24 protein-coding genes, 2 pseudogenes and 1 riboswitch are annotated in these 26118 nt (G+C 67.7%); of the genes and pseudogenes, 15 read left to right on the top strand and 11 right to left on the bottom strand.

The features are described from left to right. Positions 1-15: 15 nt before the first annotated feature. From C7I84_RS17010 to C7I84_RS16995, 4 genes are all read left to right on the top strand, one after another. The gene (locus C7I84_RS17010) at positions 16-1674 is read left to right on the top strand and encodes an FAD-binding dehydrogenase (RefSeq protein ID WP_106773408.1); all 1659 of its coding nucleotides are present in this window, start codon (positions 16-18) and stop codon (positions 1672-1674) included. 13 nt (positions 1675-1687) lie between these two features. Beyond that, positions 1688-2836, top strand: a complete 1149-nt coding sequence (locus C7I84_RS17005; RefSeq protein WP_106773407.1) for an amidohydrolase — start codon at positions 1688-1690, stop codon at positions 2834-2836. A gap of 84 nt (positions 2837-2920) precedes the next feature. After that, on the top strand, positions 2921-3199 hold the full coding sequence (locus tag C7I84_RS17000) for a hypothetical protein (protein WP_106773406.1): 279 nt from the start codon (positions 2921-2923) through the stop codon (positions 3197-3199). After that, positions 3196-3627 carry a type II toxin-antitoxin system VapC family toxin gene (locus C7I84_RS16995; protein ID WP_106773405.1) on the top strand — a complete coding sequence of 144 codons (432 nt, stop codon included), beginning with the start codon at positions 3196-3198 and terminating at the stop codon, positions 3625-3627. Before C7I84_RS17000 ends, C7I84_RS16995 begins: the two co-directional genes overlap by 4 nt. 2 nt (positions 3628-3629) lie before the next feature. Here C7I84_RS16995 and C7I84_RS16990 read toward each other — a convergent pair whose 3' ends face one another. Next, entirely contained in the window at positions 3630-5414 is a 1785-nt protein-coding gene (locus C7I84_RS16990) for an ABC transporter transmembrane domain-containing protein (protein WP_106773404.1), read from the bottom strand. Positions 5415-5581: 167 nt separating this feature from the next. Between C7I84_RS16990 and rpmE the strand changes: the two genes are divergently transcribed. The 3 genes from rpmE to C7I84_RS16980 all read left to right on the top strand — a co-directional run bounded on the left by rpmE (position 5582) and on the right by C7I84_RS16980 (position 6711). Beyond that, the gene (gene rpmE, locus C7I84_RS16985; RefSeq protein ID WP_106773403.1) at positions 5582-5803 is read left to right on the top strand and encodes a 50S ribosomal protein L31; all 222 of its coding nucleotides are present in this window, start codon (positions 5582-5584) and stop codon (positions 5801-5803) included. A 111-nt stretch (positions 5804-5914) separates the two neighbouring features. Continuing rightward, the gene (locus tag C7I84_RS30050; protein WP_165816102.1) at positions 5915-6076 is read left to right on the top strand and encodes a hypothetical protein; all 162 of its coding nucleotides are present in this window, start codon (positions 5915-5917) and stop codon (positions 6074-6076) included. A 158-nt stretch (positions 6077-6234) separates the two neighbouring features. Continuing rightward, on the top strand, positions 6235-6711 hold the full coding sequence (locus tag C7I84_RS16980; RefSeq protein ID WP_106773402.1) for a DUF992 domain-containing protein: 477 nt from the start codon (positions 6235-6237) through the stop codon (positions 6709-6711). A gap of 70 nt (positions 6712-6781) precedes the next feature. Here C7I84_RS16980 and C7I84_RS16975 read toward each other — a convergent pair whose 3' ends face one another. The 4 genes from C7I84_RS16975 to thiB all read right to left on the bottom strand — a co-directional run bounded on the left by C7I84_RS16975 (position 6782) and on the right by thiB (position 12018). Beyond that, positions 6782-8203 (bottom strand): M48 family metalloprotease, encoded by a 1422-nt coding sequence (locus C7I84_RS16975; RefSeq protein ID WP_245428474.1) that lies wholly within the window; start codon positions 8201-8203, stop codon positions 6782-6784. A gap of 202 nt (positions 8204-8405) precedes the next feature. Beyond that, positions 8406-9167: a thiamine ABC transporter ATP-binding protein gene (gene thiQ / locus C7I84_RS16970; protein ID WP_106773400.1), complete on the bottom strand. Its 762-nt coding sequence runs from the start codon at positions 9165-9167 to the stop codon at positions 8406-8408. Next, entirely contained in the window at positions 9164-10771 is a 1608-nt protein-coding gene (thiP, locus tag C7I84_RS16965; RefSeq protein WP_245428473.1) for a thiamine/thiamine pyrophosphate ABC transporter permease, read from the bottom strand. The genes thiQ and thiP overlap by 4 nt, the downstream gene beginning before the upstream one ends. A 242-nt stretch (positions 10772-11013) precedes the next feature. After that, positions 11014-12018 (bottom strand): thiamine ABC transporter substrate binding subunit, encoded by a 1005-nt coding sequence (thiB, locus tag C7I84_RS16960; RefSeq protein ID WP_106773480.1) that lies wholly within the window; start codon positions 12016-12018, stop codon positions 11014-11016. Between the two features lie 44 nt (positions 12019-12062). Beyond that, positions 12063-12179: riboswitch (TPP riboswitch) on the bottom strand. Between the two features lie 85 nt (positions 12180-12264). On the opposite strand from thiB, the gene C7I84_RS16955 reads away from it, so the two are divergent. The 5 genes from C7I84_RS16955 (at position 12265) to C7I84_RS16935 (ending at position 16876) form a co-directional block, all read left to right on the top strand. After that, complete coding sequence (locus tag C7I84_RS16955) at positions 12265-12903, top strand: thiamine diphosphokinase (protein WP_106773399.1); 639 nt, start codon at positions 12265-12267, stop codon at positions 12901-12903. Position 12904: 1 nt separating this feature from the next. Continuing rightward, positions 12905-14716 (top strand): ABC-F family ATP-binding cassette domain-containing protein, encoded by a 1812-nt coding sequence (locus C7I84_RS16950; protein ID WP_106773398.1) that lies wholly within the window; start codon positions 12905-12907, stop codon positions 14714-14716. Between the two features lie 146 nt (positions 14717-14862). Then, on the top strand, positions 14863-16077 hold the full coding sequence (locus C7I84_RS16945) for an adenylate/guanylate cyclase domain-containing protein (protein ID WP_106773397.1): 1215 nt from the start codon (positions 14863-14865) through the stop codon (positions 16075-16077). Between the two features lie 11 nt (positions 16078-16088). Beyond that, entirely contained in the window at positions 16089-16511 is a 423-nt protein-coding gene (locus C7I84_RS16940) for an ATP-binding protein (RefSeq protein ID WP_106773396.1), read from the top strand. 26 nt (positions 16512-16537) lie between these two features. Next, positions 16538-16876 carry an STAS domain-containing protein gene (locus C7I84_RS16935; protein ID WP_165816107.1) on the top strand — a complete coding sequence of 113 codons (339 nt, stop codon included), beginning with the start codon at positions 16538-16540 and terminating at the stop codon, positions 16874-16876. 16 nt (positions 16877-16892) lie between these two features. Here the strand turns inward: C7I84_RS16935 and C7I84_RS16930 are convergent, their stop codons facing one another. Together C7I84_RS16930 and C7I84_RS16925 are read right to left on the bottom strand one after the other, a co-directional pair. Continuing rightward, positions 16893-17348: a cyclic nucleotide-binding domain-containing protein gene (locus C7I84_RS16930; protein ID WP_106773394.1), complete on the bottom strand. Its 456-nt coding sequence runs from the start codon at positions 17346-17348 to the stop codon at positions 16893-16895. A 60-nt stretch (positions 17349-17408) separates the two neighbouring features. Next, positions 17409-18092: a response regulator transcription factor gene (locus C7I84_RS16925; RefSeq protein WP_106773393.1), complete on the bottom strand. Its 684-nt coding sequence runs from the start codon at positions 18090-18092 to the stop codon at positions 17409-17411. Positions 18093-18192: 100 nt separating this feature from the next. Here C7I84_RS16925 and C7I84_RS16920 point away from each other — a divergent pair, with 100 nt between their 5' ends. The 3 genes from C7I84_RS16920 (at position 18193) to C7I84_RS16910 (ending at position 20845) form a co-directional block, all read left to right on the top strand. Next, on the top strand, positions 18193-18771 hold the full coding sequence (locus C7I84_RS16920; RefSeq protein ID WP_106773392.1) for a L,D-transpeptidase family protein: 579 nt from the start codon (positions 18193-18195) through the stop codon (positions 18769-18771). Between the two features lie 111 nt (positions 18772-18882). Continuing rightward, positions 18883-19680: a transporter substrate-binding domain-containing protein gene (locus C7I84_RS16915; protein ID WP_106773391.1), complete on the top strand. Its 798-nt coding sequence runs from the start codon at positions 18883-18885 to the stop codon at positions 19678-19680. 352 nt (positions 19681-20032) lie between these two features. Beyond that, entirely contained in the window at positions 20033-20845 is an 813-nt protein-coding gene (locus tag C7I84_RS16910) for an amino acid ABC transporter permease (RefSeq protein WP_106773390.1), read from the top strand. A gap of 59 nt (positions 20846-20904) precedes the next feature. On the opposite strand, the gene C7I84_RS16905 is transcribed toward C7I84_RS16910, so the two are convergent. The 4 genes and pseudogenes from C7I84_RS16905 to C7I84_RS16890 all read right to left on the bottom strand — a co-directional run bounded on the left by C7I84_RS16905 (position 20905) and on the right by C7I84_RS16890 (position 26054). Further along, positions 20905-21588: an outer membrane lipoprotein carrier protein LolA gene (locus tag C7I84_RS16905; protein ID WP_106773389.1), complete on the bottom strand. Its 684-nt coding sequence runs from the start codon at positions 21586-21588 to the stop codon at positions 20905-20907. 298 nt (positions 21589-21886) lie between these two features. Continuing rightward, a pseudogene (locus C7I84_RS16895) lies at positions 21887-23773 on the bottom strand (DNA translocase FtsK); the annotation flags it as partial. A gap of 65 nt (positions 23774-23838) precedes the next feature. Then, positions 23839-24559 (bottom strand): annotated as a pseudogene (locus tag C7I84_RS31045) (DNA translocase FtsK 4TM domain-containing protein); the annotation flags it as partial. A gap of 229 nt (positions 24560-24788) precedes the next feature. Further along, complete coding sequence (locus C7I84_RS16890) at positions 24789-26054, bottom strand: calcium-binding protein (RefSeq protein WP_106773387.1); 1266 nt, start codon at positions 26052-26054, stop codon at positions 24789-24791. Between the last annotated feature and the right edge of the window lie 64 nt (positions 26055-26118).

Here is a 26118-nt window from a genome sequence, read left to right as displayed (position 1 = left end):
AACGGGAGGACACCAATGGCCGAGACGGCCGATGCCATCATCGTGGGCGGCGGGCTGGCCGGCCTGGTCGCGGCGGCGGAGCTGGCGGATGCCGGCCGGCGCGTCGTCGTCGTCGAGCAGGAAGGCGGGAATTCGCTCGGCGGCCAGGCCTTCTGGTCGCTCGGCGGCCTGTTCTTCGTCGACAGCCCGGAGCAGCGGCGCATGCGCATCCGCGACAGCCGCGATCTCGCCCTGCAGGACTGGATGGGCTCTGCGCAGTTCGATCGACCCGAGGATTTCTGGCCGCGCAAGGTGGCGGAGGCTTTTGTCGACTTCGCCGCGGGCGGGATGCGGCCCTGGCTGCACGCACAGGGCATGCGCTGGTTCCCGGTGGTCGGCTGGGCCGAGCGCGGCGGCGGCCATGCGCACGGCCACGGCAATTCGGTGCCGCGCTTCCACGTCACCTGGGGCACCGGGCCGGGCGTGCTGGCGCCGTTCATCCGCCGCGTGCAGGAGCATGCCGGCCAGGGCCGCATCGCGCTGAAGTTCCGCCACCGCGTCAGCCGGCTGGTCAAGTCCGGAGGCGCGGTCGTCGGCGTCGCCGGCGAGGTGCTGGAGCCCTCCGACGTGCTGCGCGGCCAGCCCTCGAGCCGCAATGTCGTCGGCGACTTCGAGCTGCAGGCCGGCGCGGTTCTCGTCTGCTCCGGCGGCATCGGCGGCGATCTCGAGTTGGTGCGGAAAAGCTGGCCGCGCGGCCGGCTGGGCGAGCCGCCGCGCTTCATGGTGGCCGGCGTGCCGCCGCATGTCGATGGCCGCATGATCGGCGTCGCACAACAGGCGGGGGCGGCCGTCATCAACGGCGACCGCATGTGGCACTACACCGAGGGCCTGCGCAACTGGGACCCGATCTGGCCGAACCACGGCATCCGCATCCTGCCCGGGCCGTCGTCGCTTTGGTTCGACGCGCGCGGCGAACGGCTGCCGGCGCCCTGCCTGCCGGGCTTGGACACGCTGGCGACGCTGAAGCACATCCTGGCCACCGGCTACGACCATTCGTGGTTCGTGCTGACGCAGAAGATCATCGAGAAGGAATTCGCGCTGTCGGGCTCGGAGCAGAACCCCGACCTCACCTCCGGCAGCTGGCTGAAGGTGCTGAAGAGCCGCCGCGGCGCGGGCGCACCGCCGCCGGTGGAAGCCTTCAAGCGCAATGGCGAGGATTTCGTCGTGGCGACCACCCTGCCCGAGCTGGTCGCCGGCATGAACCGGCTGGCCGCGGCGCCGCCGATCGACCATGACCGGCTGAAGGCGCAGATCGAGGCGCGCGACCGCGAGCTGGACAACCCATTCTGCAAGGACGCGCAGGTGATCGCCATCCGCGGCGCTCGAAACTATCTGGGCGACCGGCTGATCCGCACCGCCAAGCCGCACAAAATTCTCGATCCGGCCAGCGGCCCCCTGATTGCCGTGCGGCTCAACATCCTCACCCGCAAGACGCTCGGCGGCATCCACACGGACCTCGATGGCCGGGTGCTCGACACGGTGGGCGAGCCGATCACCGGCCTCTATGCGGCGGGCGAGGCCGCCGGCTTCGGCGGCGGCGGATACCACGGCTACAATGCGCTGGAAGGCACCTTCCTCGGCGGCTGCATCTTTTCCGGGCGCAATGCCGGCCGACATGGCGCGTCGAACCTTTAGGACGGAAGACATCATGGAACTGACCAATCAGGACATCGCCGATCTCGTCGCGTTCCGGCGCGAGCTGCACCGGTTTCCGGAAATCTCCAACGAAGAGGAGGCGACCGCGCGGCGCGTCGTCGACTTCCTCGCCGGCACCGGCCCGAGCGCCGTGCTCACGGGCCTCGGCGGCCACGGCGTGGCGATCGTCTACGAGGGCGCCGGCCCAGGGCCGACCGTGTTGTTCCGCAGCGAGCTCGATGCACTGCCCATCGAGGAGTTGCCGGACATCCCGCATCGCTCCACCGTGCCCGGCAAGTCGCATATGTGCGGCCATGACGGCCACACCACCATCCTCGCCGCCCTCGCCCGTCAGTTCGGCCGACGCCCGCCGGCCCGCGGCCGCGTCGTGCTGATGTTCCAGCCGGCGGAGGAAACCGGCAACGGCGCCGCCGGCGTGGTGGCCGATCCGCGCTACGACAAAATCCGTCCGGATTTCGCCTTCTCGCTGCACAACGTGCCCGGCACGCCGCTCGGGCATGTCCGGCTGAAGCCCGGCGTCGTCAACTGCGCCTCGCGCGGCATCCGCATCGTGCTCGACGGCAAGACCGCCCATTCCTCCATGCCGGAGACAGGAACCTCGCCGATGCTCGCCGTCAGCCGGCTGATGCCGGCGCTGGCGAAGCTCGGCGGCGGCAGTTTTCACGACGACGACTTCGCCATGGTCACTGTCACCCATGCGTCCATGGGCGAGCCGGTCTTCGGCATCGCGCCGGGCCGCGCGGAGATCCGCGCCACGCTGCGCACCCGCCTCGACGAGCGCATGGCCGACCTCTGCGCGGCGGCGGAAGCGCTGGTGCATGAAGCCGCCGGGAAAGACGGCCTGCGCCACACGGTCGACTATCACGAGATCTTCGTGGCCAGCCTGAATGCGCCGGAGGCGGTGGAGCACCTGCGCGCCGCGCTCGATGCGGAGGGCATTCCCCACGACGAGGAGCAGCTGCCGCTGCGCGCCTCCGAGGATTTCGGCGTGTTCGGCCACTCCTCGAAATCGGCGATGTTCTTCCTCGGCGCCGGCGTCGACCGGCCGGCGCTGCACAATCCGGACTACGATTTCCCCGACGACCTGATCGCCATCGGCGCGCGCATCTTCATGCGCATCGCCCGCAACCTGCTGGGGTGAGCGCGAGCGGGGCAGTGGGCGTGCGTGCGAAATTTGCGTACGAAAGAGTATGAGGATAAGATACGCTTTCCAGGAGGCGCAGCCATGAATGCATCCGGCCCAAAGGAGCGCGCGACCTTTTCGATCGCTGCAGATGTGAAGAGCAAGCTGGAAGCAGTCGTGCCGAAGAATGAACGGTCGCGGTTCGTAGAGAAAGCGATCGATCAGGCGTTGCGCGATGTCGCGATCCGGAACCTGCAGAAGACCCTGGATGAGATACGTCGACCCGCAACGGCTGAGGAGTCCGGAAGCGAATTCCTACGCAGAAAGCGAATGGAGTGGGACGGCCGGCCGATTGACGTTCTCGAAGGCAGGCACGAGTGATCGTTATCGACGCCTCCATTTTCGTCAAATTGCTGAAGGATGAGGACGACAGTGATCACGCTCGGTCCTTTGTCGATCACATGCTGGCAAAGGGCGATGGCTATCTGACTCCGTCGCTCGTCCTCTACGAGACGTTGTCCGCCTCGCTCCACGTCGGAGTGCCCTTGACCACGGTCGGCAGCCTTTTCGAGGAATTTCGCGCCTTGGGTCTCGTCCTCGAAGAACCGAACCAAGCCGACCTGACGCTGGCGGAAGCCATCGCGCGAACACAGTCTCCCGGCGGCGGCTATCCCACGCTGTTCGACAGCCTCTATCACGCCATGGCGATCGAGCGGGGCGGGATTTTCGTCACGGCCGACGCCCGCCATGTCGCGAAGACGGCGCGGTTTGGCCACGCGACGCTGCTGGCCGACTGGCGGCCCGCCTGAGCCTACTCCGCCGCCCTGGCGAACCCGGCCTTGCCGTCGGCGAACTGCAGCTCGGCCAGCCGCGCATAGAGCCCGCCCCTGGCGACGAGGCTGGCATGGGTGCCTTCCTCGACGATGCGGCCCTCGTCCATCACCAGGATGCGGTCGGCCTTGAGCACGGTGGCGAGGCGGTGGGCAATCACGATGCTGGTGCGCCCCTGCATCAGCCGCTCCAGCGCTTCCTGCACGGCGCTCTCGCTTTCGGCGTCGAGCGCCGACGTCGCTTCGTCGAGCAGCAGGATCGGCGCATCGCGCAATATCGCCCGGGCGATCGCGATGCGCTGGCGCTGGCCGCCCGACAGCGTCACGCCGCGCTCGCCGACCTGGGTGGCATAACCGTCGGGCAGCTTTCGGATGAAGTCGTCGGCGAAGGCATCGCGCGCCGCGGCCTCTACCTCGGCGGCACTCGCGCCCGGCCGGCCGAAGCCGATATTGTCGCCTGCCGAGGCCGCGAAGATGGTGACGTCCTGCGGGACGATGGCGAGGCGGCCGCGCAGCTCGGCAGGATCGGCTGCCGCCACGTCGACCCCGTCGACCAGCACCGAACCCGCCTGCGGGTCGTAGAAGCGCAGGATCAGCGAGAAGATCGTGCTCTTGCCGGCCCCGGACGGGCCCACCAGAGCGACCTTCTCTCCCGGCTTGATGGTGAAGGTGAGGTCGTGCAGCGTCGGCAGGTCGGGGCGCGACGGATAGGTGAAGGAGACGCCGCGGAAGGCTACCGAGCCGAGCGGCCTTGCCGGCAACGCCACGGCATTTGCCGGTTTCGCGATCGCCGGCTCTTCCGCAAGCAGTTCCATCAGCCGCTCGGCCGCGCCGCCGGCCTGGCTGAGCTCGCCCCAGGTCTCCGACAGCGCGCCGAGCGCGCCGGCGGCGAAGACCGAGAACAGCAGGAACTGGCCGAGCGTGCCCGGCGACATGGCGCCCGCCAGCACGTCGCGCGAGCCGAACCACAGCACGGCCACCACCGAGGCGAAGATGGTGAAAATGGCGAAAAAGGTGAGGAGAGCGCGCGCCAGAACGGACGATCGAGCCGCCGCGAAGGCGGTTTCGACGGCGCCCGCGAAGCGCCCGGTCACCAGCCGCTCGTTGGTATAGGCCTGCAGCGTGCGCACCGCGCCGATCTGCTCGCTGGCATAGGCCGAGGCCTCGGCCAGCATGTCCTGCGCGGCGCGCGAACGGCGCCGCACCGAACGGCCGAAGGCCACCAGCGGCAGCACGATCACCGGAATGGCGACGATGACGAGGCCGGAGAGCTTCGGGCTGGTGACGACCATCATGGCCACCGCGCCGATGCCGAGGATGGCGTTGCGCAGCGCCAGCGAGGCGCTGGCGCCGACGGCCGCCTTGATCTGCGTGGTGTCGGCGGTCAGCCGCGACACGATCTCGCCCGACTGCACCGTGTCGAAGAAGCCGGCCGACAGGCTCGTGACGTGGGAGAAGACGTCTCGGCGCAGATCGGCGACGACGCGCTCGCCGAGCGTGATGACGAAGTAGTAGCGCGCAGCCGAAGCCGCCGCCAGCACCGCGGCGATCACCACCAGCATTCCGAAGTAGTTCGAGATGAAGGTCGAATCCGGCGAGGAGAAGCCATGGTCGATCATGCGCCGCACGGCGAGCGGCAGGGTCAGCGTGGTGACGGCCGCGACGACGAGGGAAACGGCCGCGCCGATCGCCAGCCCGCGATAGCGGACCACATAGGGCATGAGGCGGCGCAGGGGCTTCAGCGACCGCCGTTTCGTTTCCTCCATCGTCGTCCTTCCGGGTCGGGCGGCTTGTGCTTCAAACCGGGCTGGTGTATAGGCCCGCCGACCGTTTTTGTAGCCGCGGCCGTCCAATAGCTGCGGCTTCATTCGTTTTGACAGTGCGCGCATCGCCGCAGGCAGGCAAGCGCCCCGCGACAGCCAGGACCAGACCGATGAAAGAGAAGATCCACCCCGACTACCACACGATCAAGATCGTCATGACCGACGGCACGGAATACACGACCCGTTCGACCTGGGGCAAGGAAGGGGACACGATGAATCTCGACATCGACCCGACCACCCATCCGGCCTGGACCGGCGGCCAGCAGACCCTGCTCGACCGCGGCGGCCGCCTCTCCAAGTTCAAGAAGCGCTACGAAGGCCTCGGCATCTGAGCCGAAACTTTTCGTTGCTACCGGAACCCCGCTTCGGCGGGGTTTTTGTTTTGTGCCGCTCGCGGAAGCGATATCGCATTCCCGCCTCAGGGGCGGTCTATCATTACGGCCATGATCGATCGATATTTCGGAATGGCTCTCGGCATCGCGCTGGGCACCGGGGCCGGAGCCGTCGTCGGCTCGGCGATGGACAGCACGCCCATCGGCACAACGATCGGAATAGCCCTCGGCGCCGCGCTGGGCTGGATGTGGACCGGTTACCGCCGCCGGTAGGCGAATAGCATTCGGCACCTAGGGATCGCGGGCTTTACGGCCCGGGTATCGGCCAATTCAAAACGCCGTGAGCTACCCCGTGGCTCCGCTCCGGATGGAACCGCCCGCCGGGGTTGCCGGTTGAGGGATGGGCGGCCTTTGTTGAGGAGTTTCGACCGATGAAGAGAATTGTTCTTGCGGCGACCGCCGCAATCGCGCTGGCAGGCAGCGCCTCCTTCGCGCAGGCCGGCAACGTCGAGATCGGCATGCTGGTTTGCAACGTCGCCGGCGGCGACGGCTTCGTCTTCGGCTCGACCAAGCAGGTCGCCTGCACCTACAACCCTGCCCTGCCGAACCTGCCTCCGGAAACCTACTCCGGCGTCATCAGCCGCTACGGCGTCGATCTCGGCTTCACCGGCGGGAGCGTGATGAAATGGGCCGTGCTGGCGACCAGCTTCGACGCCTACGGCCCGGGCGCTCTCGCCGGCCGCTATGGCGGCGTCGGCGCGGAAGTGACGGCGGCGCTGGGCGTCGGCACCAATGTGCTTGTGCGCCAGTCGGCACGCGACTTCGTGCTGCAGCCCGTCAGCGTGCAGGGCCAGACCGGACTGAACGTCGCCCTCGGCGTGGCCGGGTTCGAGCTGGCTTCCAGATAGTGCTCGACCAGCACCGCTTCCGGGCAATAGACTTCGCGGCCGCGTGAAAACTCGACGACGCGGCCGCGGGCTACTGATCGGAAATGATCTTCACCTTGTCGCCGGCCGAGACCGAAGCGACGGGCGACAGCGCGTTGAGCAGCCGGAACAGGTCGAGCTTGCGGTCGACGCCGGCCATCTTCGCCGACAGGCTGCCGACCGTGTCGCCAGGCTTCACCGTGATCACGCGGATGCGCAGCGGCTTCAGCGCCGCCTTTTCGCTGTCGCTGAGCGCCTTGAAGCTGCCGCCGACCTGGCGGGCGATCACGTTCATGCTGGTGTTGGCGAGCGGCGCCGCCGTGAGCAGGCGGTAGACCTGGCCGCCGACGCGGATCACCGTGATGTCGAACTGCCAGCCTTCGGCACGCGCGCTGGCGATCGCCGCCTCGTTGCCGTTGATCGTCTCGGAGCGCACGCTCGTCGGATCGAGGCCGGTTACCCAGCCGCTGCGGATGTAGTCCGGCAGCGTGACCTTGGCATCGAGCGTGACGCCGTCGAAGCGGATAGCCATGTCGCCCGGGCCGGTGGCGGTGACCGCGGCCGCCGAATTGTCGATGGCGAAATTGGAGGGCACCGAGAAGGAGATGCCGAGCTTCGGGTGCAGGAAGGTGTTGCCGCGCACGAATCCCTCCTGCGGCGTGTCGCCGTAGAGCAGGCCGTCTATGCCGGCCAGGAAGGAGTCGCGGTCGGTGGCGCCGGTGCCAGGCGGACCGAACTGGCGGGCATGGGCGCGCGCCAGCTCGATGCGCTGCGGTGCGTTCGGATGGCTGGCGAGGAAGTCGAGGCTGGGGTCGGTGGCGCCGCTGATGTTGCGGAAATTGGTGTAGTCCGACATCGACTGCAGGAAGCGCGCCGCCGCATTGGGATCGTAGCCGGCGAGCTGGCTGGTCTTGATGCCGATGGCATCGGCCTCCAGCTCCTGGTTGCGCGAGAACTGGGCGAGCCTGAGCTTGCCGCGGATCAGCGCCAGCTTGGCGTTCGGCGTCTCGCCGAGCACGTCGGTGACCACCTTGGTGGCCAGCACCTCCTCCGCCTCCTTCTGCTGCCGCTGCAGGCCGTGGTTGGCGGTGACGTGGCCCATCTCGTGGGCGATCACCGCCGCCAGCTCGGCTGAATCGTTGGCGAGCGCCAGCAGGCCGCGCGTCACGTAGAGGTAGCCGCCCGGCAGCGCGAAGGCGTTGACGTTGGGCGAGTTGAGGATGGTGATGCGGTAGGTCTGCGTCGGGTTGTTGGATACGGTGGTCAGGCTGCCCACCACCTTGGCGACCATGCGCTCCAGCTTGGGATCGGAGTACTCGCCGCCATAGGTGGCGAGGATGCGCGGGTGCTGGGCGCGCGCCAGCTCGGCCAGCTTGTTGTTGCGGCTGACGCTGTCGACCGTGACCGGATTGTTGGACGGCTGGAAGTTGGATTCGCGCACGTCGGACGGGAAACCCTGGCAGCCGGCGAGCACGAGGACAAGCCCGACCGATGCCAGACGCCGGGCGTTCGCAAGCGGTTTGGCCTGCGAAAGTTCGCGTCTCGTCAGGGTATCGGTCAGATCGGGTTCCTTTCCTTCGCTTCAGCCGACTATTCTGCCTGCCGGGCCTTGCGAGTCGCTGGCCTGCCTACGACCGACAGCATGGCGAGGCCGTTCGGCCCCGTCTGCCTCACAATTATGTCGGCTTCCGGGCAGCGCTCGGCGTTTCGGCGGAGCGACTCTCGGCGCCAATATAGCGCCTGAATGCCTCCGGTCCACCCTCGGTGAAGAATGCGGCGGCCGGACCGGCGGCGGCGACCCGGCCATCCTCCAGGAAAACCATGTGCCCGGCGATGCGGCGGGCGTCGTCCGGATGGTGCGTCACCAGCACGACCGTGAGCCCGCGCTCGGACTGCAGCGCGGCGATCAGGTCGAGCATGTCGTCGCGCAGCGCCAGTCCGAGCGCGGCGAAGGGTTCGTCCATCAACAGCACCGGCCGGTCGCGCACCAGCACCCGGGCGATCGCAACGCGCTGGCGCTCGCCGCCGGAAAGCTCGCGCGGCAGACGCCGCTCCTTGCCGGCGAGCCCGACGCGGGCGAGCGCCTGCGCCACCGCCTCGTGGTCGGCCTTGGAGAGCCGGAGCGACGGCGAGCGGCCGAGCCCGACATTTTTCGCCACGTCGAGATGGGCGAACAGATTGTTCTCCTGGAAGATCATCGACACCGGCCGGCGGTCGGGCGGCAGCGCGGTGACGTCGGCGCCGGCGATCAGGATGCCCCCGCTCGCCGGTTGCCGAAAGCCGGCGACGAGGTCGAGCAGCGTCGACTTGCCCGAGCCGCTGGCGCCCATCACCACGGTGACGACGGCGGGAGGGATGTCGACGTCGAACAGCATCTTCATGTCCGGATAATCGAAGCGGACGTCGTCGATGCGGATTCCGGCGTCCAGCCCGCTCATTGCGGCTTCTCCCGGGCGAGGCGGTCGGCGACCATCATCAGCGCCAGGCAGAGCAGGCCGAGCAGCAGCGCCAGGCCGGCGGCGTCGGCGGTGCGGTAGCTGCCCATGCGGGAGAACAGCAGGTAGGGCAGGGTCTGCACGGCATCGCTGCCGAACAGGGCGACGACGCCGAGGTCGCCGAGCGACAGCGCCATGGCGAAGGCGCCGGCGGTGGCGGCGGCGCGCTTCAGCACCGGGGCATCGACCAGCCTGACCCGGGTCCAGCCGCTTATGCCGAGGGCGGCGCACAGCCGGTCGTGGCGCTCGGCGGCGGCGTCGTAGCGCGGCCGGATGGCGCGTACGGCGAACGGCATGGCCATCACCGCATTGACCGTCACCACCATGACCGGGGCGAGCGCGAACACGTCGGCGAAGTGCCGGGCCAGCACGAACCAGCCCGCGCCGATGACGATCGGCGGCACAACCAGCACGAAGCCGGCGCCGGTGTCCATGGCGCGCTCCAGCAGCGATCCCGGCCGGGCAACGGCCAGCGCCCGCCGCGCCGCGACGAGCGCGAAGGCCAGCGCCACGGACAGCACGGAGGCGGCGAGCGCCAGCACGACGCTGGTCGCGGCCGCCTTGCGCACGGTCGCCTCGCCGGCAAGGCGCAGGAGATCGGCCTGCAGGCCGGAAAGCAGAGTCGCGACGAGCGGCCCGGCGACGAACAGCAGGGCGGCGCCGAGCAGCAGCGCGTTGACGCCTGTTTCGGCGGGGCCGGCGGCCGGCGGGCGCGGCGCGGCGACACTCAGATTGGCCTCGCCGGTGACATTGGCACCGAGGCGTGACAGCGCGAACACGGCCGCGGCGGTGAGCGCCACCTGCAGCGCCGTCAGCGCCACGGCGCGGGCCGGGTCGAAGTCGAAGCGCAGCGCCTGGTAGATCGCGACCTCCAGCGTCGTCGCCCGCGGGCCGCCGCCCAGCGTCAGCACCAGCGTGAACGAGGTGATGCATAGCATGAAGACGAGGCCGGCGATGCCCGGCAGGGCGGCGCGCAGCACCGGCCATTCGATGAAGCGGAAGGAAGGCCCCGCCCTCATGCCCAGCTGGCTCGCCAGCCGCCACTGGTCGGGGCTCACCGTGTCGAGTGCCTCGAGGAAGAGGCGGGTCGCCAGCGGCAGGTTGAAGAAGACGTGCGCGACGAGAATGCCCGAAAGCCCATAGATGCCCGGCCAGTCGCCGCCGGAAAACCAGCCGAGCAGGCCGGCGAAATAGCCGGCCCGTCCGTAGAGCTCGAGCAGGCCGAGTGCCGCGACGATCGCCGGCAATGCCAGCGGCAGGGCGAACAGTTTTAGGATGAAGGCGCGGCCGAAGAAGTCCGGATGCCGCGACAGGGCGCGCGCCAGCAGCATCGCCGGGACGATCGAGAGCAGCGTCGACAGCGCCGCCTGCCAGACGGTGAAGCGGGCGATGCGGAAGAGGTAGGAATCGAAGGCGGCGAGCGCTCCCGACCAGTCGCGCATGCCCTCGACCAGAAGCCCGAGGAAAGCGCCGCCGATCAGCACGCCGATCGCCGCCAGCGCGACGATGCCGGCGAGGATGCGGGGGTCGGAGCGGGCGTCAAGCACGGCGCCGCACTCGCCTTGTTGGGCTAGTCTCGAGAGTTGCTGCTCCTTCGCACCCCCCTCTGTCCTGCCGGACATCTCCCCCGCAAGGGGGGAGATTGGCGGCTTCGCGCTCGGCGCTTGTCCTGCAACGCTGGTGACTTGCGAAATCGTCGATGACGGCCAATCTCCCCCCTTGTGGGGGAGATGTCCGGCAGGACAGAGGGGGGTGCGAAGGGACGGGCACCTGGAAGGCTATCTCAAGCCTACTCGCTCATCGCCTTCAGCCACTCGTCGATCCAGGCCTTGCGGTTCTGCTCGACCTCCTGCGGGCTGTAGACCAGCGTCTTCTCCGGCTTCACCAGCGTGCCGAAGGCGGCGTTGAGCGGCTTGTCGGTCTTGCCGGCCGGGAACATCCAGTTGGTTTCCGGGATGACGTCCTGGAAAGCCGGGCCGGTCATGAAGGCCAGGAACTGCTTCGCCAGCGGGTTGTCGGCGCCCCGGGTGGTGATGCCGGCCACCTCGACCTGCAGGTAGTGGCCCTCCGGAAAGGCGGCTGCCTTGTAGCGGTCCGTGCCCTCGGCGATGACATGGTAGGCAGGCGAGGTGGTGTAGGACAGCACCATCGGCGCCTCGCCCTTGGTGAACAGGCCATAAGCCTCGCTCCAGCCCGGCGTCACGGTGAGCACCCGCTTCCTGAGCTTCGCCCACGCCTCCGGCGCCTGGTCCCCATAGACAGAGCGCACCCACAGCAGCAGGCCAAGGCCGGGCGTCGAGGTGCGCGGATCCTGGATGACGATCTTCTGCGAAGCGTCGCCTTCGATAAGGTCCTTCAGGCTCGCCGGCGGATTTTGCAGCTTCTCCGAATCGTAGATCACGGCGAAATAGCCGTAGTCGTAGGGAACGAAAATGTCGTCGCTCCAGCCGCCCGGCACGGTGACGGCGGAGAGGTCGACGCCGGACGGCGCGAACAGGCCGGTCGCCCTGGCTTCGGCGGTCAGGTTGGTGTCGAGGCCGAGCACGACGTCGGCCTTGGTGCCGGCGCCTTCCAGCCTTAGCCGGCTGAGCAGCGCCACGCCGTCGGCGACCGAGACGAAATTGAGGTCGCAGCCGCATTCGGCCTCGAAGGCTTTTTCCACCTGCGGACCCGGCCCCCATTCGGCGGTGAAGCTCTCATAGGTGTAGACGGTGAGGGATTTGTCCTGCGCGGCGGCGGGCGCAAGGCCAGCCGCAAGCAGGACGGTGGACAGGATCATCAAAAGTCCGCGCATCGGCGCCTCCATCTTCTCGGGTTGAAGGGAATTGGGCGCCGGATGTTCCGATCGCTTCTAATCCCTCCGCCGGTATGAGCCGGATCAGGTTCAGCGGGTTGGCGTTCTCGCCTCTCAGCCGGACCGCGAAAAATCCGCAGCCGACACCCCGTTAGAGCGGCGCGGACAATAGGCTTCGGCCGTGTTGCACGCAAGCGGCTTTGTCGGCTTCCGTTTTCGCCCGCGCCCGTGATAGAGCGCAGGCCCATGAGCCTGTTCACCCTGCTTCTCGGCGGCGATCTCGTGCCGACGCCCAAAGTGTCGCGCCAGATCGCCGGCACGCGCATCATCGCCGCCGATGCGGGCATCCGGCATGCCGAGGCGCTCGGGGTCGTGCCCGAACTGTGGGTCGGGGACTTCGATTCCGAGCCGGATGGCCTGCCGGCGCATCTCCGGGCGGTGCAGCGGCAGGGCTTCCCCCAGGACAAGGACAAGACCGACGGCGAGCTCGCGGTCGACATCGCGTTCGAGCGCGGCGCCACCGCGCTGCTGATGGTCGGCGCCTTCGGCGGCCCGCGCAGCGACCACGAATTCCTGCATCTATCGCTGGCGCAGCGGCTTGCCGAAAGCGGCGTGCCGGTTTCGCTCACCAGCGGCACGCAGGAAGGATACCCGCTGCTGCCGGGCGAGGCCGAGTTCAGCTATCCCGCCGGTACGCTGTTCAGCATCATCGCCTTCTCCGAGCTTTCGGGCCTCTCCGTCGGCGGCGCGAAATGGCCGCTCGACAAGGTCGAGGTCGCCTTCGGCTCGTCGCTCACAATCTCCAACGAGACGCGCGGCCGGCTCTCCATCACGCTGGGCGGCGGCCGCGCCATGCTGATCGCGCATCCGGTATTGCAGGACTGACATGGCCCCTCCGCTGCTTGCCCTCGACGGGATAAGGCTGACCTTCGGCGGCACACCGCTGCTCGACGGGGCGGCGCTGTCGGCGTCCGCCGGCGACCGCATCGCCCTGGTCGGACGCAACGGCTCCGGCAAGTCGACGCTGCTCAAGATCGCCGCCGGCTTGGTCGAGCCGCAGGACGGCGAGGTGTTCCGCCAGCCGTCGGCGACGATCCGCTACCTGCCGCAGATCCCCGACATGGAGGGCTTCGCCAGCGTCCGCGCCTATGTCGAGACCGGGCTCGGGCCGGCCGACGATCCCTACCGCGCCACCTACCTCATCGAAAATCTCGGGCTGACCGGCGAGGAAACGCCGGATTCGCTGTCCGGAGGCGAGGCGCGCCGCGCCGCCCTCGCCCGCGTGCTGGCGCCGCAGCCCGACATCGTGCTGCTCGACGAGCCGACCAACCATCTCGACCTCGAGACGATCGAATGGCTGGAGGAGGAGATCGGCAGGACGAGTTCGGCGGTCATCCTGATCAGCCACGACCGCCGCTTCCTGGAGCGCGTCAGCCGCGCCACCGTGTGGCTCGACCGCGGACAGACGCGGCGGCTGGAGAAGGGTTTTGGCCATTTCGAGGCCTGGCGCGACCAGATCCTCGAAGAAGAGGAACGCGACCAGCACAAGCTGGCGCGCCAGATCGTGCGCGAAGAGCACTGGCTGCGCTATGGCGTGACCGCGCGGCGCAAGCGCAACATGCGGCGCCTCGGCGACCTGCAGGACATGCGCAAGCGCCTGCGCGGCCATCGCGGGCCGGAAGGGCTGGTCAGCCTGGCGGCCAGCGATGCGGCGGAGTCCGGCAAGCTGGTGATCGAGGCCAAGGCGATCGGCAAGCGCTATGGCGACCTGACGGTGGTCGACAATTTCTCGACCCGCATCGCCCGCGGCGCCCGCATCGGCCTGGTCGGCCCGAACGGCGCCGGCAAGACGACGCTGCTGAAGATGCTGACCGGCGAGCTCGCGCCGGACATCGGCTCGGTACGGCTCGGCGCCAACCTGGAGGTCGCCACGCTCGACCAGAAGCGCGCCGTCGACCCGGAGGAGACGCTGGGACATTTCCTCACCGACGGACGCGGCGAGACCTTGGTCGTCAACGGGGAGGAGAAGCACGTCGTCTCCTACATGAAGGATTTCCTGTTCAAGCCGGAGCAGGCGCGCACACCGATCCGCGAGCTGTCCGGCGGCGAGCGGGCGCGCCTCATCCTCGCCCGCGTGCTGGCGCGGCCGTCCAACCTGCTGGTGCTCGACGAGCCGACCAACGACCTCGACATGGAGACGCTGGACCTCTTGCAGGAGTTGGTCGCCGGCTATGCCGGCACGGTGCTGCTGGTCAGCCACGACCGCGACTTCCTCGACCGCACCGTCACCAGCGTGATCGCCCCGGACGGCGGCGGGCGCTGGATAGAATATGCCGGCGGCTATTCCGACATGCTGGCGCAACGCGGCGGCACCAGGCTGGCCGACCGGCGCAAGCAGGAGAAGCCGGCAGCGACCAGTATGGCAGCCGGGGAGGCGCAGGTAGCGAAGGCACCGGCGCAAAAACTCTCCTACAAGCAGAAATTCGCGCTGGAGACGCTGCCGAAGAAGATCGAGGCGGTCTCGGCCTCCATTTCTTCGCTGGAGGACCGCATCGCCGACCCGGCCTTCTACACACGCGATCCCGGCGGCTTCCAGAAGACCATCGCCGCGCTCGACAAGGAGCGCGCCACGCTGCAGGCGCTGGAGGACGAGTGGCTGGAGCTGGAGATGCTACGCGAGGAGATGGAAGGCAGCTGAGGAGGCTGGGCGAGCGCGGCGGAATTGGGGCGAACAACCCACGAACCGGAAAAGTAACCGAACGAAGCGATCCTGTTTGATCTCGCTGCATCCTGGTGCATTGTCGCGGCGATCGAGGAATCGCAGGGTAGGTCGCGTCCAGCATCATGGCAAGCGCCGGAACCACCATCATGCTCTGCGCCGGCCATCGCCTCGGCGGGCAGGCCTGTCCGGCGGAACTGGTGGCCGCGTTGCGCCAGGAGATTCGCGGCGAGTTGGACCGCCACCAGGCAGGCATCGGCTACACGTCGGGAACGGCAGGCCCCGAGCTGCTGTTCGCCGAGGAACTGCTGGCGCGCTCGGGCGAGCTCAACCTGTTCCTGCCATGTCCGGTCGAGGACTTCGTCGGCCAGTATGTCGCTCCGGCCGGCGCCGAGTGGGAGGCCCGCTTCGAGGCGGTGCGCGGCGCCGCCGCGCGGGTCGAGGTCAGCTGCGACGAGCGGCTGCCCGGCGACGAGACGCTGTTGCGCTTCAACAACCAGATGCTGCAAGGCATGGCGCGGGTCCATGCCGGACGGATCGGCGGTCACGCCCGGCTGCTCGCCGTCTGGAGCCCGGCCGCGCCCGCCGAGCCCGGCAGCCCGGCCGACTTCATGGACCAGTGGCCGGAGCTCGAGCATCTGTCGCTGATCGACCTCGACGATCTCGACGAGCACTTCAATCCGCAGCCCGGAATCCGGAATGCCGACATCGCGGCCGACCTGAATGCGCTGGCGATGGGCACCAGCACCCTGGTGGTGCGTGCCATCTTCTTCGCCGACATGGCGACCTATTCGTCGATCCGCGACGACGAGATCCCGTTCCTGTGGGATTTTCTGGCCGAGGTTCAGCAGACCGTCGAGCAGCGGGCCACGGCGCCGATCCTGATCAACACCTGGGGCGACGCCGTCCACGCCGCGGCCGAGACGGCTCTCGACCTCGCCGGCTATGCCGCGACCCTGATGGAAACCATCCGCGTGACCGAGCCAAACGTTTTCGGGCTGGCGAACCGGCCGCGCTTCCGCGTGGCGCTGCATGCCGGCCCGGTCTATGTCGGGCTGCATCCGCTCACCGGGCGCAGCATGATCTACGGCCATCACGTCAACCGGGCGGCGCGCATCGAGGCGGTCGGCTCGGCGGGCGAGGTCTACGCGTCGCAGCATTTCGTGGCGCTGCTGCAGGCCGAGATGGACGCGCTGCAGCACGAGGCGCGGCTGCTCGGGGAGCCGTACCGGCCGCCCTACCGGTCCGACTATGTCGGCCTGCTCGACCTGCCCAAGAAGTTCGGCCGCGAGGCCGTCTACCGAATCCTGCCCGTTGCCGATCCCGCCGCCTCCGCGTAGAAATCCCAGCGATGTCCGGTCCCGTCCTCAACCTGACCATCCACAACGATCTCGCCGAGATCAGCCGGATCGCGCCGATCATCGATGCGTTCTGCGCCGACAACGGGCTCGGCGACGAGCTGGCCCATGCGGTCAACCTGTCGCTCGACGAATTGCTGACCAACACGATCAGCTACGGCTATGAAGACGCGGGGAGACATGAGATCCAGGTCGACCTCAGTGTCGCCAGCGGCGGCCTCACGGTAAGGCTGCGCGACGACGCGCGCGCCTTCGATCCGACCGCGGCGGCCGAGCCCGACCTCGACGCCGACATCGACGAGCGCGCCGTCGGCGGGCTCGGTATCCATATCGTGCGCGCCATGATGGACGACATCCGCTACAGCCGCATTGACGGCCATAATTTGCTGACGCTCATCAAGCGTGCCGGGGCGTGACGGCGGCGAACCGACAGGAGACAGACGTGGAGATCCGGAACGAGACGGAAAACGGGGTCGCGGTGCTCACGCCGGTCGGCCGCATCGACAGCAATTCGGCGCGCGAGGTGGAGGAGGCGCTGCTGCCGCTGTTCGACCAGCCCCGGCCGGTGCTCGTCGATTTCGCCGCGCTCACCTACATCTCCAGCGCCGGGCTCAGGGTGCTGCTCTTGGCGGCGCGGCGCAGCAAGGCGACCGGCGTTCCGCTCCGGCTGGCGGGCATGAGCAAGGCGGTCGACGAGGTGTTCAAGATCAGCGGCTTTGCAAAACTGTTCCAGATCCACGCGGATCGGGCAGCGGCGCTTGCGGCGGGCGGGACAGGATGAGCCCTAGACGGCGCCGCTAACCCTCGAACCGCGGCGCCATCTGCTCGATGCGCTCGACCAGCGCCATGAAATCGGCGTGGATGCGCTTGTAGAGGATCACCGCCGTATCCGGATATTCCTCGAGGATGCGCCGGAACATCTTTCGGCTGAGCCGCAGCAGGTCGGCGCTGCTGCGTGCCTCGGCGCTGGTGAGGCGGCGCGTGTCGGCGATCAGCGCCAACTCGCCCACCATCGCGCCGGGCCCGGCGACGGCCACCGGCCGGCGCTCGTCGTCCTCCTCGCGGAACAGGCTGATCTCGCCGGCCACCACTACATAGGCGGCGTCCGCTTCGTCCTCCTCGCGGAACAGCCGGCGGTGGGCGGGCAGCGATATCTGCTCGGCGCCGAAGGCGAGCAGGCGCAGTTGCTCGGCCGTGAAGCCGTCGAACAGCCTCACGCCGGACAGGATGCGAATATCGTCATCCAGCGCCATCCGGTCCCCGATTCGCTGGCCGGCCCACTCCCCGAGGCGGCCCCCTACCGCCTCAACCGGTCAGGGAACCAGCTTGTAACCGCCGCTTTCTGTCACAAGAATCTCGGCATTGGAAGGATCGCGCTCGATCTTCTGGCGCAGGCGATAGACATGCGTCTCCAAAGTGTGGGTGGTCACGCCGGAATTGTAGCCCCATACTTCCTCGAGCAGGATGTCGCGCGTGACGACTTTCTCTCCGGCCCGGTACAAATACTTGATGATGGAGGCTTCCTTCTCGGTGAGGCGAACTTTTGAACCTTTCTGGTCGAGCAAGAGTTTCTGGCTCGGCTTGAAGGTGTAGGGCCCGACGGAGAAGGTGGCGTCCTCGCTCTGCTCGTGCTGGCGCAGCTGCGCGCGGATGCGGGCGAGCAGCACCGCGAACCGGAAGGGCTTGGTCACATAGTCGTTGGCCCCCGCCTCCAGCCCGAGGATCGTGTCCGAATCGGTGTCGTGGCCGGTGAGCATGATGATGGGCGCCTTGTAGCCGCCCTTGCGCAGCAGCTTCACCGCCTCGCGGCCGTCCATGTCGGGCAGGCCGACATCCATGATGAGCAGATCGACCATGCCGCCGCGCGCCGTCGCCACGCCCTTGCCGGCGGTGGCTTCCTGCAGCACGTCGAACTCTTCGTAGAGCGACAGCTGCTCGACGAGGGTGGCGCGGAGGTCGTCATCATCGTCAACAATCAGGATGGTACGCGATGTCATGATCCAATCCGTTGTCCTGCAATCACATTTCAATTGACCGTTGTCCGTTTATGCGGAACCTGCCCCTCCAAACAGCCCGCTCACGGTGATTTGTCGGCGAATGCGATCATACTCCAAAAAACGTGAGAGCAAGCAGACATTTGCCGCAAAGGGACGCGGACTGCCGCATCTGGTGGTGCGGGCGCGGCCCGGCGTGCCGACGCAGGGACTGCTGCAGGCCGGAAATGCGCGGTTTCCCTGCGCCCTCGGCGAGGGCGGAATCGCCGCCGGCAAGCGCGAGGGCGACGGCGCAACGCCGCTCGCGCGCATGCGCCTGCTGCATGGTTTCTTCCGCAACGACCATGTCCGGGCCGGCGCGACGCGGCTGCCGATGCAACCGATTCGCGCCGATCTCGGCTGGTGCGAGGTGCCGGACGACCGGAACTACAACCGGCCGGTGAGGATGCCCTATGCGGCCAGCCATGAGACCATGCGCCGCGCCGACCGGCTCTACGATTTCTGCATCGTGCTCGACTGGAACATTTCGCCGCGCCGGCGCGGGCGGGGCAGCGCCATCTTCTTCCATCTCGCCCGCCCCGGCTTCACGCCGACGCAAGGCTGCGTCGCGGTGACCCGGCAGGCGATGCAGCGCCTGCTGCCTTATTTGTCGACGCGCACGGTGCTGGAGGTGAGGCGATAGCGGCAAGCGCCCCGCCAATGGAATGCTTTCGCTTGAAACCTGTCCATGGCCAGCTAAAGTCGCGGAAAACCGCCGGCCTGGGGCGCCGGCGCTCGCCTCAGGAGGGCATCCATGAACCGTGCGAAAATCCTCGTGGCCGTTCTCGCGGCGGCCATTCTGTTCCCGCTCGCCGCCTTGGCGCAGACGCTGCCCGACCTCGCCGGCAGGAAGGTCGTCGTGGTCACCGAGAACGCCTATTTCCCGCTGCAATTCGTCGACCCCGCCAGCGGCAAGCCGGTCGGCTGGGAATATGACGCCGTGGACGCCCTTTCGAAGAAGCTCAACTTCACCGTCGAGTACCAGAACACCTCCTGGGACGCGATGATCCAGGCCGTGTCCGACAAGCAGTACGACATGGGCATGACCGGCATCACCATCAAGGACGAGCGCAAGGAGAAGGTCGACTTCTCCGATCCGTACATGCTGTCCGAGATCTTCATGCTGGTGCGCGGCGACGAGAGCCGCTTCGCCGACGCGAAGAGCTTCGCCGCCGACGACAAGCTGCTGGTCGGCGCGCAGGCCGGCACCTCGCCCTTCTATGTCGCCGTCTACAACGTGCTCGACGGCAACGAGCAGAACCCGCGCATCAAGCTGATGGACACCTTCGCGTCTACCGTGGCGGCGTTGCAGGCCGGCGACGTCGACCTGGTGCTGACCGACTCGGCCGCCGGCAAGTCGCTCTCCGCCAATTCCGGCGGCAAGCTGAAGCTGATCGGCGAGCCGCTGCAGGCCGAGGAGTTCGGCTTCATCTTCCCCAAGGGCTCGGACCTCGTCGCGCCGATCAATGCCGGCATCGCCGCGCTCAAGGCCGACGGCACCTTCGACAAGCTCACGCAGAAATGGTTCGTCGACTACAAGCCGGCGCAGTGACCGCTTCGGCTCTCGTTGGATATTCGGTGCCGTGAACCCTCACGACCCCCTCCGGTCCGGCGGACATCTCCCCCTCAAGAGCAAGATAGTCGCATACGGGTCTACCCCCACCCCTAACCCCTCCCCACAAGGGGGAGGGGAACTGGCTGGCCTCTCCTCCCCGCACCAATCGTCGACGGGTTCGCTCGGCATGACGGCCGCAAAGTCCCCCTCCCCCTTGTGGGGAGGGGTTAGGGGTGGGGGTAGACCCGTATGCGACTATCCTGCTCTTGAGAGGGAGCTGTCCGCCAGGACCGAGAGAGATGCGGAAGCCAGGGGTATGCACACGCCGAACTCTCCGGCGTGTTGAGGCATGGCCGGCGCTCACTCGTCCTCCGGCAAGCAGGACTTCCCCTACTGGCTCGCCGCCATCGTCCTGGTGGGGCTGGCGGCGGCGATCGCCATCGCTTCCAGCACGCTTTATTCGCAGATTTTCCTGACGGTCGCGCAGGGCATCTGGATCACCATCTACGTCACGATCGTCGGCTTCACCCTGGCTTCCTTGCTCGGGCTCGGTCTTGCCTTGATGGCGCTGTCCGACTCGATCTGGCTGCGCCAGATCGCGCGCTTCTACACCGAGATCTGCCGCGGCATTCCGTTCCTGGTGCTGCTGTTCTGGATCGCCTTTGCCGGCGTGCCGGCCTTCGTGGCGCTGTGGAACGCGGTCACGACGCCGCTGCGGGAAGCCGGGCTGCTGGAAGAGTTGCTGGTGCGCGACGTGTCGCTGCTCTGGCGCGCGATCATCGCGCTGACGCTGGGCTACGGCGCCTTCATCGCCGAAGTTTTCCGCGCCGGCATCCAGTCGGTCGACATGGGGCAGATCGAGGCGGCCAAGGCGCTCGGGCTGTCGCGTGGGCAGCGCTTCCGCCTTGTCGTCTTTCCACAGGCAATGCGGGTGATCCTGCCGCCGCTCGGCAACGACTTCGTCACCATGGTCAAGGATTCGTCCTTCGTCTCGGTCCTCGGGGTCGCCGACATCACCCAGATGGGCAAGATCTATTCGGCCGGCTCGTTCCGCTTCTTCGAGACCTATTCGATCGTCGCCTACATCTACCTGCTGCTCACCATCAGCCTGTCGCTGGCGCTGCGCGGCCTGGAGCGGCGCATGCGCCGCGCTGTGCGGTGAGAGTGTCTGCTTGCGCATGATCTTGTCCGAAAAGTCTGCAACTTTTCGGGATCATGCGGCTACCGGTTCGACTTCTTGCTGTTGAGCTCGAGGTTCTTCTTGTAGTCGATGGAGAACAGCCCCTGGTCGAGCTTCACGTCCCGGCGGACGTTGAAGATCATGACCGTGGTGTCCTTGCCCTGGGCATCGGTGATCGTCCATTCCTTCAGCTCGTAGCTCGAAGGATCGAACTTCATGGTGATGCGGGCGTTGCCGAAGGCGGAGCGGTCGACGAGCTGGATGACGGTCTGGTCGTCCTCCTCCTTGACGCTGCGCACCCGGTTGCCGGTGAGATCGATACGGTCGGCGAGCAGCAGGTTCAGCGGCGTCTTGGACAGCGGATAGAGATCCATCGTCTTCATCCGCGGATTCTCCAACACCACCGACCTGCCGTCGGAGATCACCCGGAAGCCCGCCCCGCCGTCATAGTTGAAGCGGATCTTTCCGGGCCGCTGGAGATAGAACTTGCCGCCGGTCTGCCGTCCGCGCGGATCGAACTGCACGAACTCGCCGGACATGGTGCGGATCGAGGAGAAATGATCCGCGATCTTCTGGGCGGTAGCGGTGGCCTGCGCGGCGGCCGGCGCCACCGCGACGGGCAGCAGCGACAGCACCGCCGCGGCAGACAGACCGAGGGCCATGCCGACCAGACCGCGGCGCGTGAGGGTCCTGGAGCTTGCGGGCGTTGTTGTCATGTTCTTCATCCCGAGAATCGCTAATTCCGTGTCGGAATTGAGCTAGGAATGTAGTTGGGCGTTAGTTGGGCGAAGGCAAGGGGCGGGCAAAGGTCGGTCTTCTCTCTGAAGGCAAGCGCGGCAGAAATCACCCCCACCCCTAACCCCTCCCCACAAGGGGGAGGGGGACTTTGCGGCCGCCATGCCACAAGAAACCATCCGCGATTGGTTCCTAGCGGAAAGGCCAGCCGGTCCCCCTCCCCCTTGTGGGGAGGGGTTAGGGGTGGGGGTGATTTCAGCCGCGGTTCCTTTTGACCTACAAGAACCCTCACATCTTGTCCTCGTCGGTCGGTACGAGAATCTCGCGTTTTCCGGCGTGGTTGGCGGCGCCGACGATGCCTTCCTTCTCCATCCGCTCGATGATCGAGGCAGCCTTGTTGTAGCCGATGCCCAGCCGCCGCTGGATGTAGCTGGTCGACGCCTTGCCGTCGCGCAGCACCACCGCCACCGCCTGGTCGTAGGGATCGTCCGAGTCGTCGAAATTGCCGCCACCGCCGCCGGACGAACCGCCGCCGCGCGAGCCGCCGTCCTCGTCGTCGCCGTCCTCGTCCTCGGTGATGGCGTCGAGATATTCCGGCACGCCCTGCAGCTTGAGATGGTTGACCACCTTCTCGACCTCGTCGTCGGAGACGAAGGGGCCGTGCACGCGCTGGATGCGGCCGCCGCCGGCCATGTAGAGCATGTCGCCCATGCCGAGCAGCTGCTCGGCGCCCTGCTCGCCCAGAATAGTGCGGCTGTCGATCTTCGACGTCACCTGGAAGGAGATGCGGGTCGGGAAGTTCGCCTTGATCGTGCCGGTGATGACGTCCACCGACGGGCGCTGGGTAGCCATGATGACGTGGATGCCGGCGGCGCGCGCCATCTGGGCGAGCCGCTGCACCGCGCCCTCGATGTCCTTGCCGGCGACCATCATCAGGTCGGCCATCTCGTCGATGATGACGACGATGTAAGGCAGCGGCGCGAGATCCATCTCCTCGGTTTCGTAGATCGCCTCGCCGGTCTCGCGGTCGAAGCCGGTCTGGACGGTGCGCGTGATGCGCTCGCCCTTCTTCTCGGCCTGGCTGACGCGGGCGTTGAAGCCGTCGATGTTGCGCACGCCGACCTTCGACATCTTGCGGTAGCGGTCCTCCATCTCACGAACCGTCCATTTCAACGCGACCACGGCTTTCTTCGGATCGGTGACGACGGGGGTGAGCAGGTGCGGAATGCCGTCATAGACCGACAGCTCCAGCATCTTCGGGTCGATCATGATCAGCCGGCATTCCTGCGGCGTCATGCGGTAGAGCAGCGACAGGATCATCGTGTTGATGGCGACCGACTTGCCCGAGCCGGTCGTGCCGGCGACCAGCACGTGCGGCATCTTGGCGATGTCGACGACGACGGCCTCGCCGTTGATGGTCTTGCCGAGCGCCAGCCCCAGCTTCGACTTGGTCGTCTCGAAATCCTTGCTGGCGAGGATCTCGCGCAGGTAGACGGTCTCGCGCTTCGGGTTGGGCAGCTCGATGCCGATGGCGTTGCGGCCGGGAACCACGGCGACGCGGCAGGCGATGGCGCTCATCGAGCGGGCGATGTCGTCGGCGAGCCCGATGACGCGCGAGGATTTGATGCCGGGCGCCGGCTCCAGCTCGTAGAGCGTCACCACCGGGCCGGGGCGGACATGGATGATCTCGCCCTTGACGCCGAAATCCTCGAGCACGCCCTCCAGCATGCGCGCGTTCTGCTCCAGGGCGTCCTTGGACAGGCTCGGATCGCGCGCCACGCTCTTCGGCTCGGACAGGAAGAACAGCGACGGCATCTCGAAATTGTCGGAGCCGATCAGCGTCGTCTGCGCCTCGCGCTGCACGCGGGCGCCGGGTGCGGGGCGTGGTGCCGGGCTTTCGACGCGGCTCGGCATGGTCGGCGCCACCGGCGCGCCGGAAGCCGGCGAGCGGAAGTGCTGGACATGAGCCGGCTGGCCGCGTTCGACCGGCCGCGGCTGCATGAAATCCTCCTCGGCGTCGAAGTTCTCCTCGTCGAGCGCCGGCTGCGGCTGCGGCCGGCTGCCGTCGGCGACCATCGCCGCGAAGAACTCGGGCTCGACGCGCGCCCGGCCGCCGGCGCTGACCCGCGCTTCCACCCGCTCGGCGAAGTCGACGCGCTCGGCCGCCTGGCGCCAGCCGCCGGACGGTGCCGGCAGGTCGAAGTCGTCTTCCCTGGCGCGGCGGCTGGCCAGCGTGCGGCGCAGGAAGGCGCGTGCCGACAGCCACCAGTGGGTGAGCGCGCCGAGGGCCAAAATACCCTCGCTCTCCTCCTCGTCCTCGAAATTGGCATCGTCGAGCGCCGGCTCCTCGCGCGCCGGCCGGGCGGTCTCGACCGGAGCCGCCCGACGGAACAGCAGGCCGGAGCCGAAGGCGGCGAGGCCGAGCGCCGGCAGCGCCAGCGCTGCGGCCAGCCCCCAGGCGACCAGGCCGCTGGGATAGCCGCCAATGATGAGCGCCGGGATCTTGAGCACCAGGTCGCCGAAGACGCCGCCGAGGCCGGACGGCAGAGGCCAGGTGTCCGGCGGCGTCACGCAGCCGGCGACGCCGGCGGCGAACAGCGAGGCGCCGAACCAGGCGGCGGCCCGCTTCAGCTTGCGGTCGACGCCGCGCGCCGTGGCGAACAGGATCGCCCACACCACGGCCGGCGCAAGTGTTGCCACCGCCGACAGGCCGTAGAACTGCATGGCGAGGTCGGAGAAGGCCGCGCCGGCAAAGCCCATGGCATTGGTGACGGGATTGTCGGTGGCGTGGCTGAGGCTGGGATCGGCGACGTTCCAGGTGCCGAGGCTGGCCAGCGCGAAGGCGATGCCGGCGAAGATGCCGAGACCGATCGCCCGGCCGACCTGGCGGCGCAGGAAGGCGGCTATGCCATTGCCCGAATCGGCGGAAAGCGCGAGCGGCGCGGCAGCCCCAGAACGCATGCGGGTTCCTCGTGGTCGTTTCCCATGGCCGCCGGCCCGCGCCGAAGCGCAAGCCGGCAGAATCGACCGTGAGACTAGGCGGACAGGGTTAAAGGCGCTTTAACCATGCGCCCACCATTCCACGCCTCCGGCGCTGGATTCGGCTTGTCCGCGTCCGGTATCGGGCACGGCCGGCCTCGCCTCCCCCCACGGCCGCCAATTCCGAGTGAAAAAGGAGGTCCTGCCGGCCTCAGACCACCACGAAATCGGCAGCGGTGATGGTCGGATTGCCGGTCAGCACCGCGAACTGCACTGCCGCGCCAGCACCGTTGCCGTCGGCGTCGTAGAAGAGCTTGCCGGTGTCGGTCTCGTAGATGATGCGGTCGTCGGCCTCCAGGGCGGTACCGCTGCTGTTGGCGTTGAAGGCCGACGCCGCGAGGCTACCCGTGCCGACTGCCGCGAACACCGTGTTCTTCAACTCGATCGTGTCATCCACGGCCTTGAAGTCGACGATGGTGTCGACATTGCCGGCGCCGAGCGCGGAGGAGAAGACGAAGGTGTCCTTGCCGCCCAGGCCGCGCAGTACGTCGGTGCCGCCCTTGCCGTCCAGCCTGTTGTTGCCGGCATTGCCGGTGATCGACTGGTCGAAGCCGTTGCCCGTCAGGTCGATCCCGGCCGTGCCCGTGCTGCCGTTCGTCTGCATCGTCTCGATTTCGACGCCGTTGCCGAGCGCATAGTCGACGGCGGCGATGACCTTGTCGGCGCCCTGTCCAGCGCCATCGGCGATCGTGTCGCCGGAGTTGAAGATACGGTAGGTGTCGTTGCCCGCCAGCCCGCGCAGGATGTCCGCTGCGCCCTTGCCCCCGTCATGCAGGATGTTGTCACCGGCGTTGCCGATGATCGTCTGGGCAAGCGTGTTTCCGGTGAGATTGATTGCAGCACTACCGGTCGAACTGGTCGTGGTCAGCTGTTCCACGTCCACACCCGCACGGAGCACGTAGGAGACCGCCGCCGCGATCTGATCGTTGCCGCCGCCTGCAATCTCCACCACCTGGGTGTCGGCGCTGTAGACACGGTAGAGGTCGTTGCCGGTGCCACCCTCGAAGATGTCGCCGCTGCCCACCGAGCGGAACGTATCGGCCGCCGCCGAACCGAACACCAGGTCGACGGTAGCGGTGCCGGTGAAATTGGCGGCAACGTCGAACAGGGTGACGTTGAACTTCTGGTCGAAGGAGGCGCCACCGATGTTGTCGTTGACGAAGTAGCTGCCCGCCGCCGTGACGCCCGGCGCCAGCGTGGCGGCGAGCTCGAGATCCATGGGATAGTCGGCCGTCTGGTGCAGGTAGTTGGCGAACGCGCCGATCTCGGCGCCCAGTTCGCCGTCCCAAAGATAATAGCCGAGATCTTCGTCATAATAGCCGGTCAGGCCGTAGAAGAAGGTGGCCATCACCTCATTGCCGTCGCGTGTCAGGGTAAAATCGGGCGAAATCCCGGATATGTATTTGCTGACCTGCATGAAACCCTCCCGGTTCAGCTTGTATCGCGGACGGCGCCTTCCGCTGCCGTCCGTAGGATCGCGT

The organism is Kumtagia ephedrae, assembly GCF_003012745.1.
Taxonomy (GTDB): domain Bacteria; phylum Pseudomonadota; class Alphaproteobacteria; order Rhizobiales; family Rhizobiaceae; genus Kumtagia; species Kumtagia ephedrae.
Note: the sequence above shows the minus strand (reverse complement) of the source record. Positions and strands in the feature narration are given on the sequence as shown.

Excerpts from the sequence above, each read along its gene's own strand:
- C7I84_RS17010 (WP_106773408.1), top strand. The coding sequence starts at position 16 with ATGGCCGAGACGGCCGATGCCATCATCGTGGGCGGCGGGCTGGCCGGC.
- C7I84_RS17005 (WP_106773407.1), top strand. The coding sequence starts at position 1,688 with ATGGAACTGACCAATCAGGACATCGCCGATCTCGTCGCGTTCCGGCGC.
- C7I84_RS17000 (WP_106773406.1), top strand. The coding sequence starts at position 2,921 with ATGAATGCATCCGGCCCAAAGGAGCGCGCGACCTTTTCGATCGCTGCA.
- C7I84_RS16990 (WP_106773404.1), bottom strand. The coding sequence starts at position 5,414 with ATGGAGGAAACGAAACGGCGGTCGCTGAAGCCCCTGCGCCGCCTCATG.
- rpmE (WP_106773403.1), top strand. The coding sequence starts at position 5,582 with ATGAAAGAGAAGATCCACCCCGACTACCACACGATCAAGATCGTCATG.
- C7I84_RS30050 (WP_165816102.1), top strand. The coding sequence starts at position 5,915 with ATGATCGATCGATATTTCGGAATGGCTCTCGGCATCGCGCTGGGCACC.
- C7I84_RS16980 (WP_106773402.1), top strand. The coding sequence starts at position 6,235 with ATGAAGAGAATTGTTCTTGCGGCGACCGCCGCAATCGCGCTGGCAGGC.
- thiQ (WP_106773400.1), bottom strand. The coding sequence starts at position 9,167 with ATGAGCGGGCTGGACGCCGGAATCCGCATCGACGACGTCCGCTTCGAT.
- thiB (WP_106773480.1), bottom strand. The coding sequence starts at position 12,018 with ATGCGCGGACTTTTGATGATCCTGTCCACCGTCCTGCTTGCGGCTGGC.
- C7I84_RS16955 (WP_106773399.1), top strand. The coding sequence starts at position 12,265 with ATGAGCCTGTTCACCCTGCTTCTCGGCGGCGATCTCGTGCCGACGCCC.
- C7I84_RS16950 (WP_106773398.1), top strand. The coding sequence starts at position 12,905 with ATGGCCCCTCCGCTGCTTGCCCTCGACGGGATAAGGCTGACCTTCGGC.
- C7I84_RS16945 (WP_106773397.1), top strand. The coding sequence starts at position 14,863 with ATGGCAAGCGCCGGAACCACCATCATGCTCTGCGCCGGCCATCGCCTC.
- C7I84_RS16940 (WP_106773396.1), top strand. The coding sequence starts at position 16,089 with ATGTCCGGTCCCGTCCTCAACCTGACCATCCACAACGATCTCGCCGAG.
- C7I84_RS16930 (WP_106773394.1), bottom strand. The coding sequence starts at position 17,348 with ATGGCGCTGGATGACGATATTCGCATCCTGTCCGGCGTGAGGCTGTTC.
- C7I84_RS16925 (WP_106773393.1), bottom strand. The coding sequence starts at position 18,092 with ATGACATCGCGTACCATCCTGATTGTTGACGATGATGACGACCTCCGC.
- C7I84_RS16920 (WP_106773392.1), top strand. The coding sequence starts at position 18,193 with ATGCGATCATACTCCAAAAAACGTGAGAGCAAGCAGACATTTGCCGCA.
- C7I84_RS16915 (WP_106773391.1), top strand. The coding sequence starts at position 18,883 with ATGAACCGTGCGAAAATCCTCGTGGCCGTTCTCGCGGCGGCCATTCTG.
- C7I84_RS16910 (WP_106773390.1), top strand. The coding sequence starts at position 20,033 with ATGGCCGGCGCTCACTCGTCCTCCGGCAAGCAGGACTTCCCCTACTGG.
- C7I84_RS16905 (WP_106773389.1), bottom strand. The coding sequence starts at position 21,588 with ATGAAGAACATGACAACAACGCCCGCAAGCTCCAGGACCCTCACGCGC.
- C7I84_RS16890 (WP_106773387.1), bottom strand. The coding sequence starts at position 26,054 with ATGCAGGTCAGCAAATACATATCCGGGATTTCGCCCGATTTTACCCTG.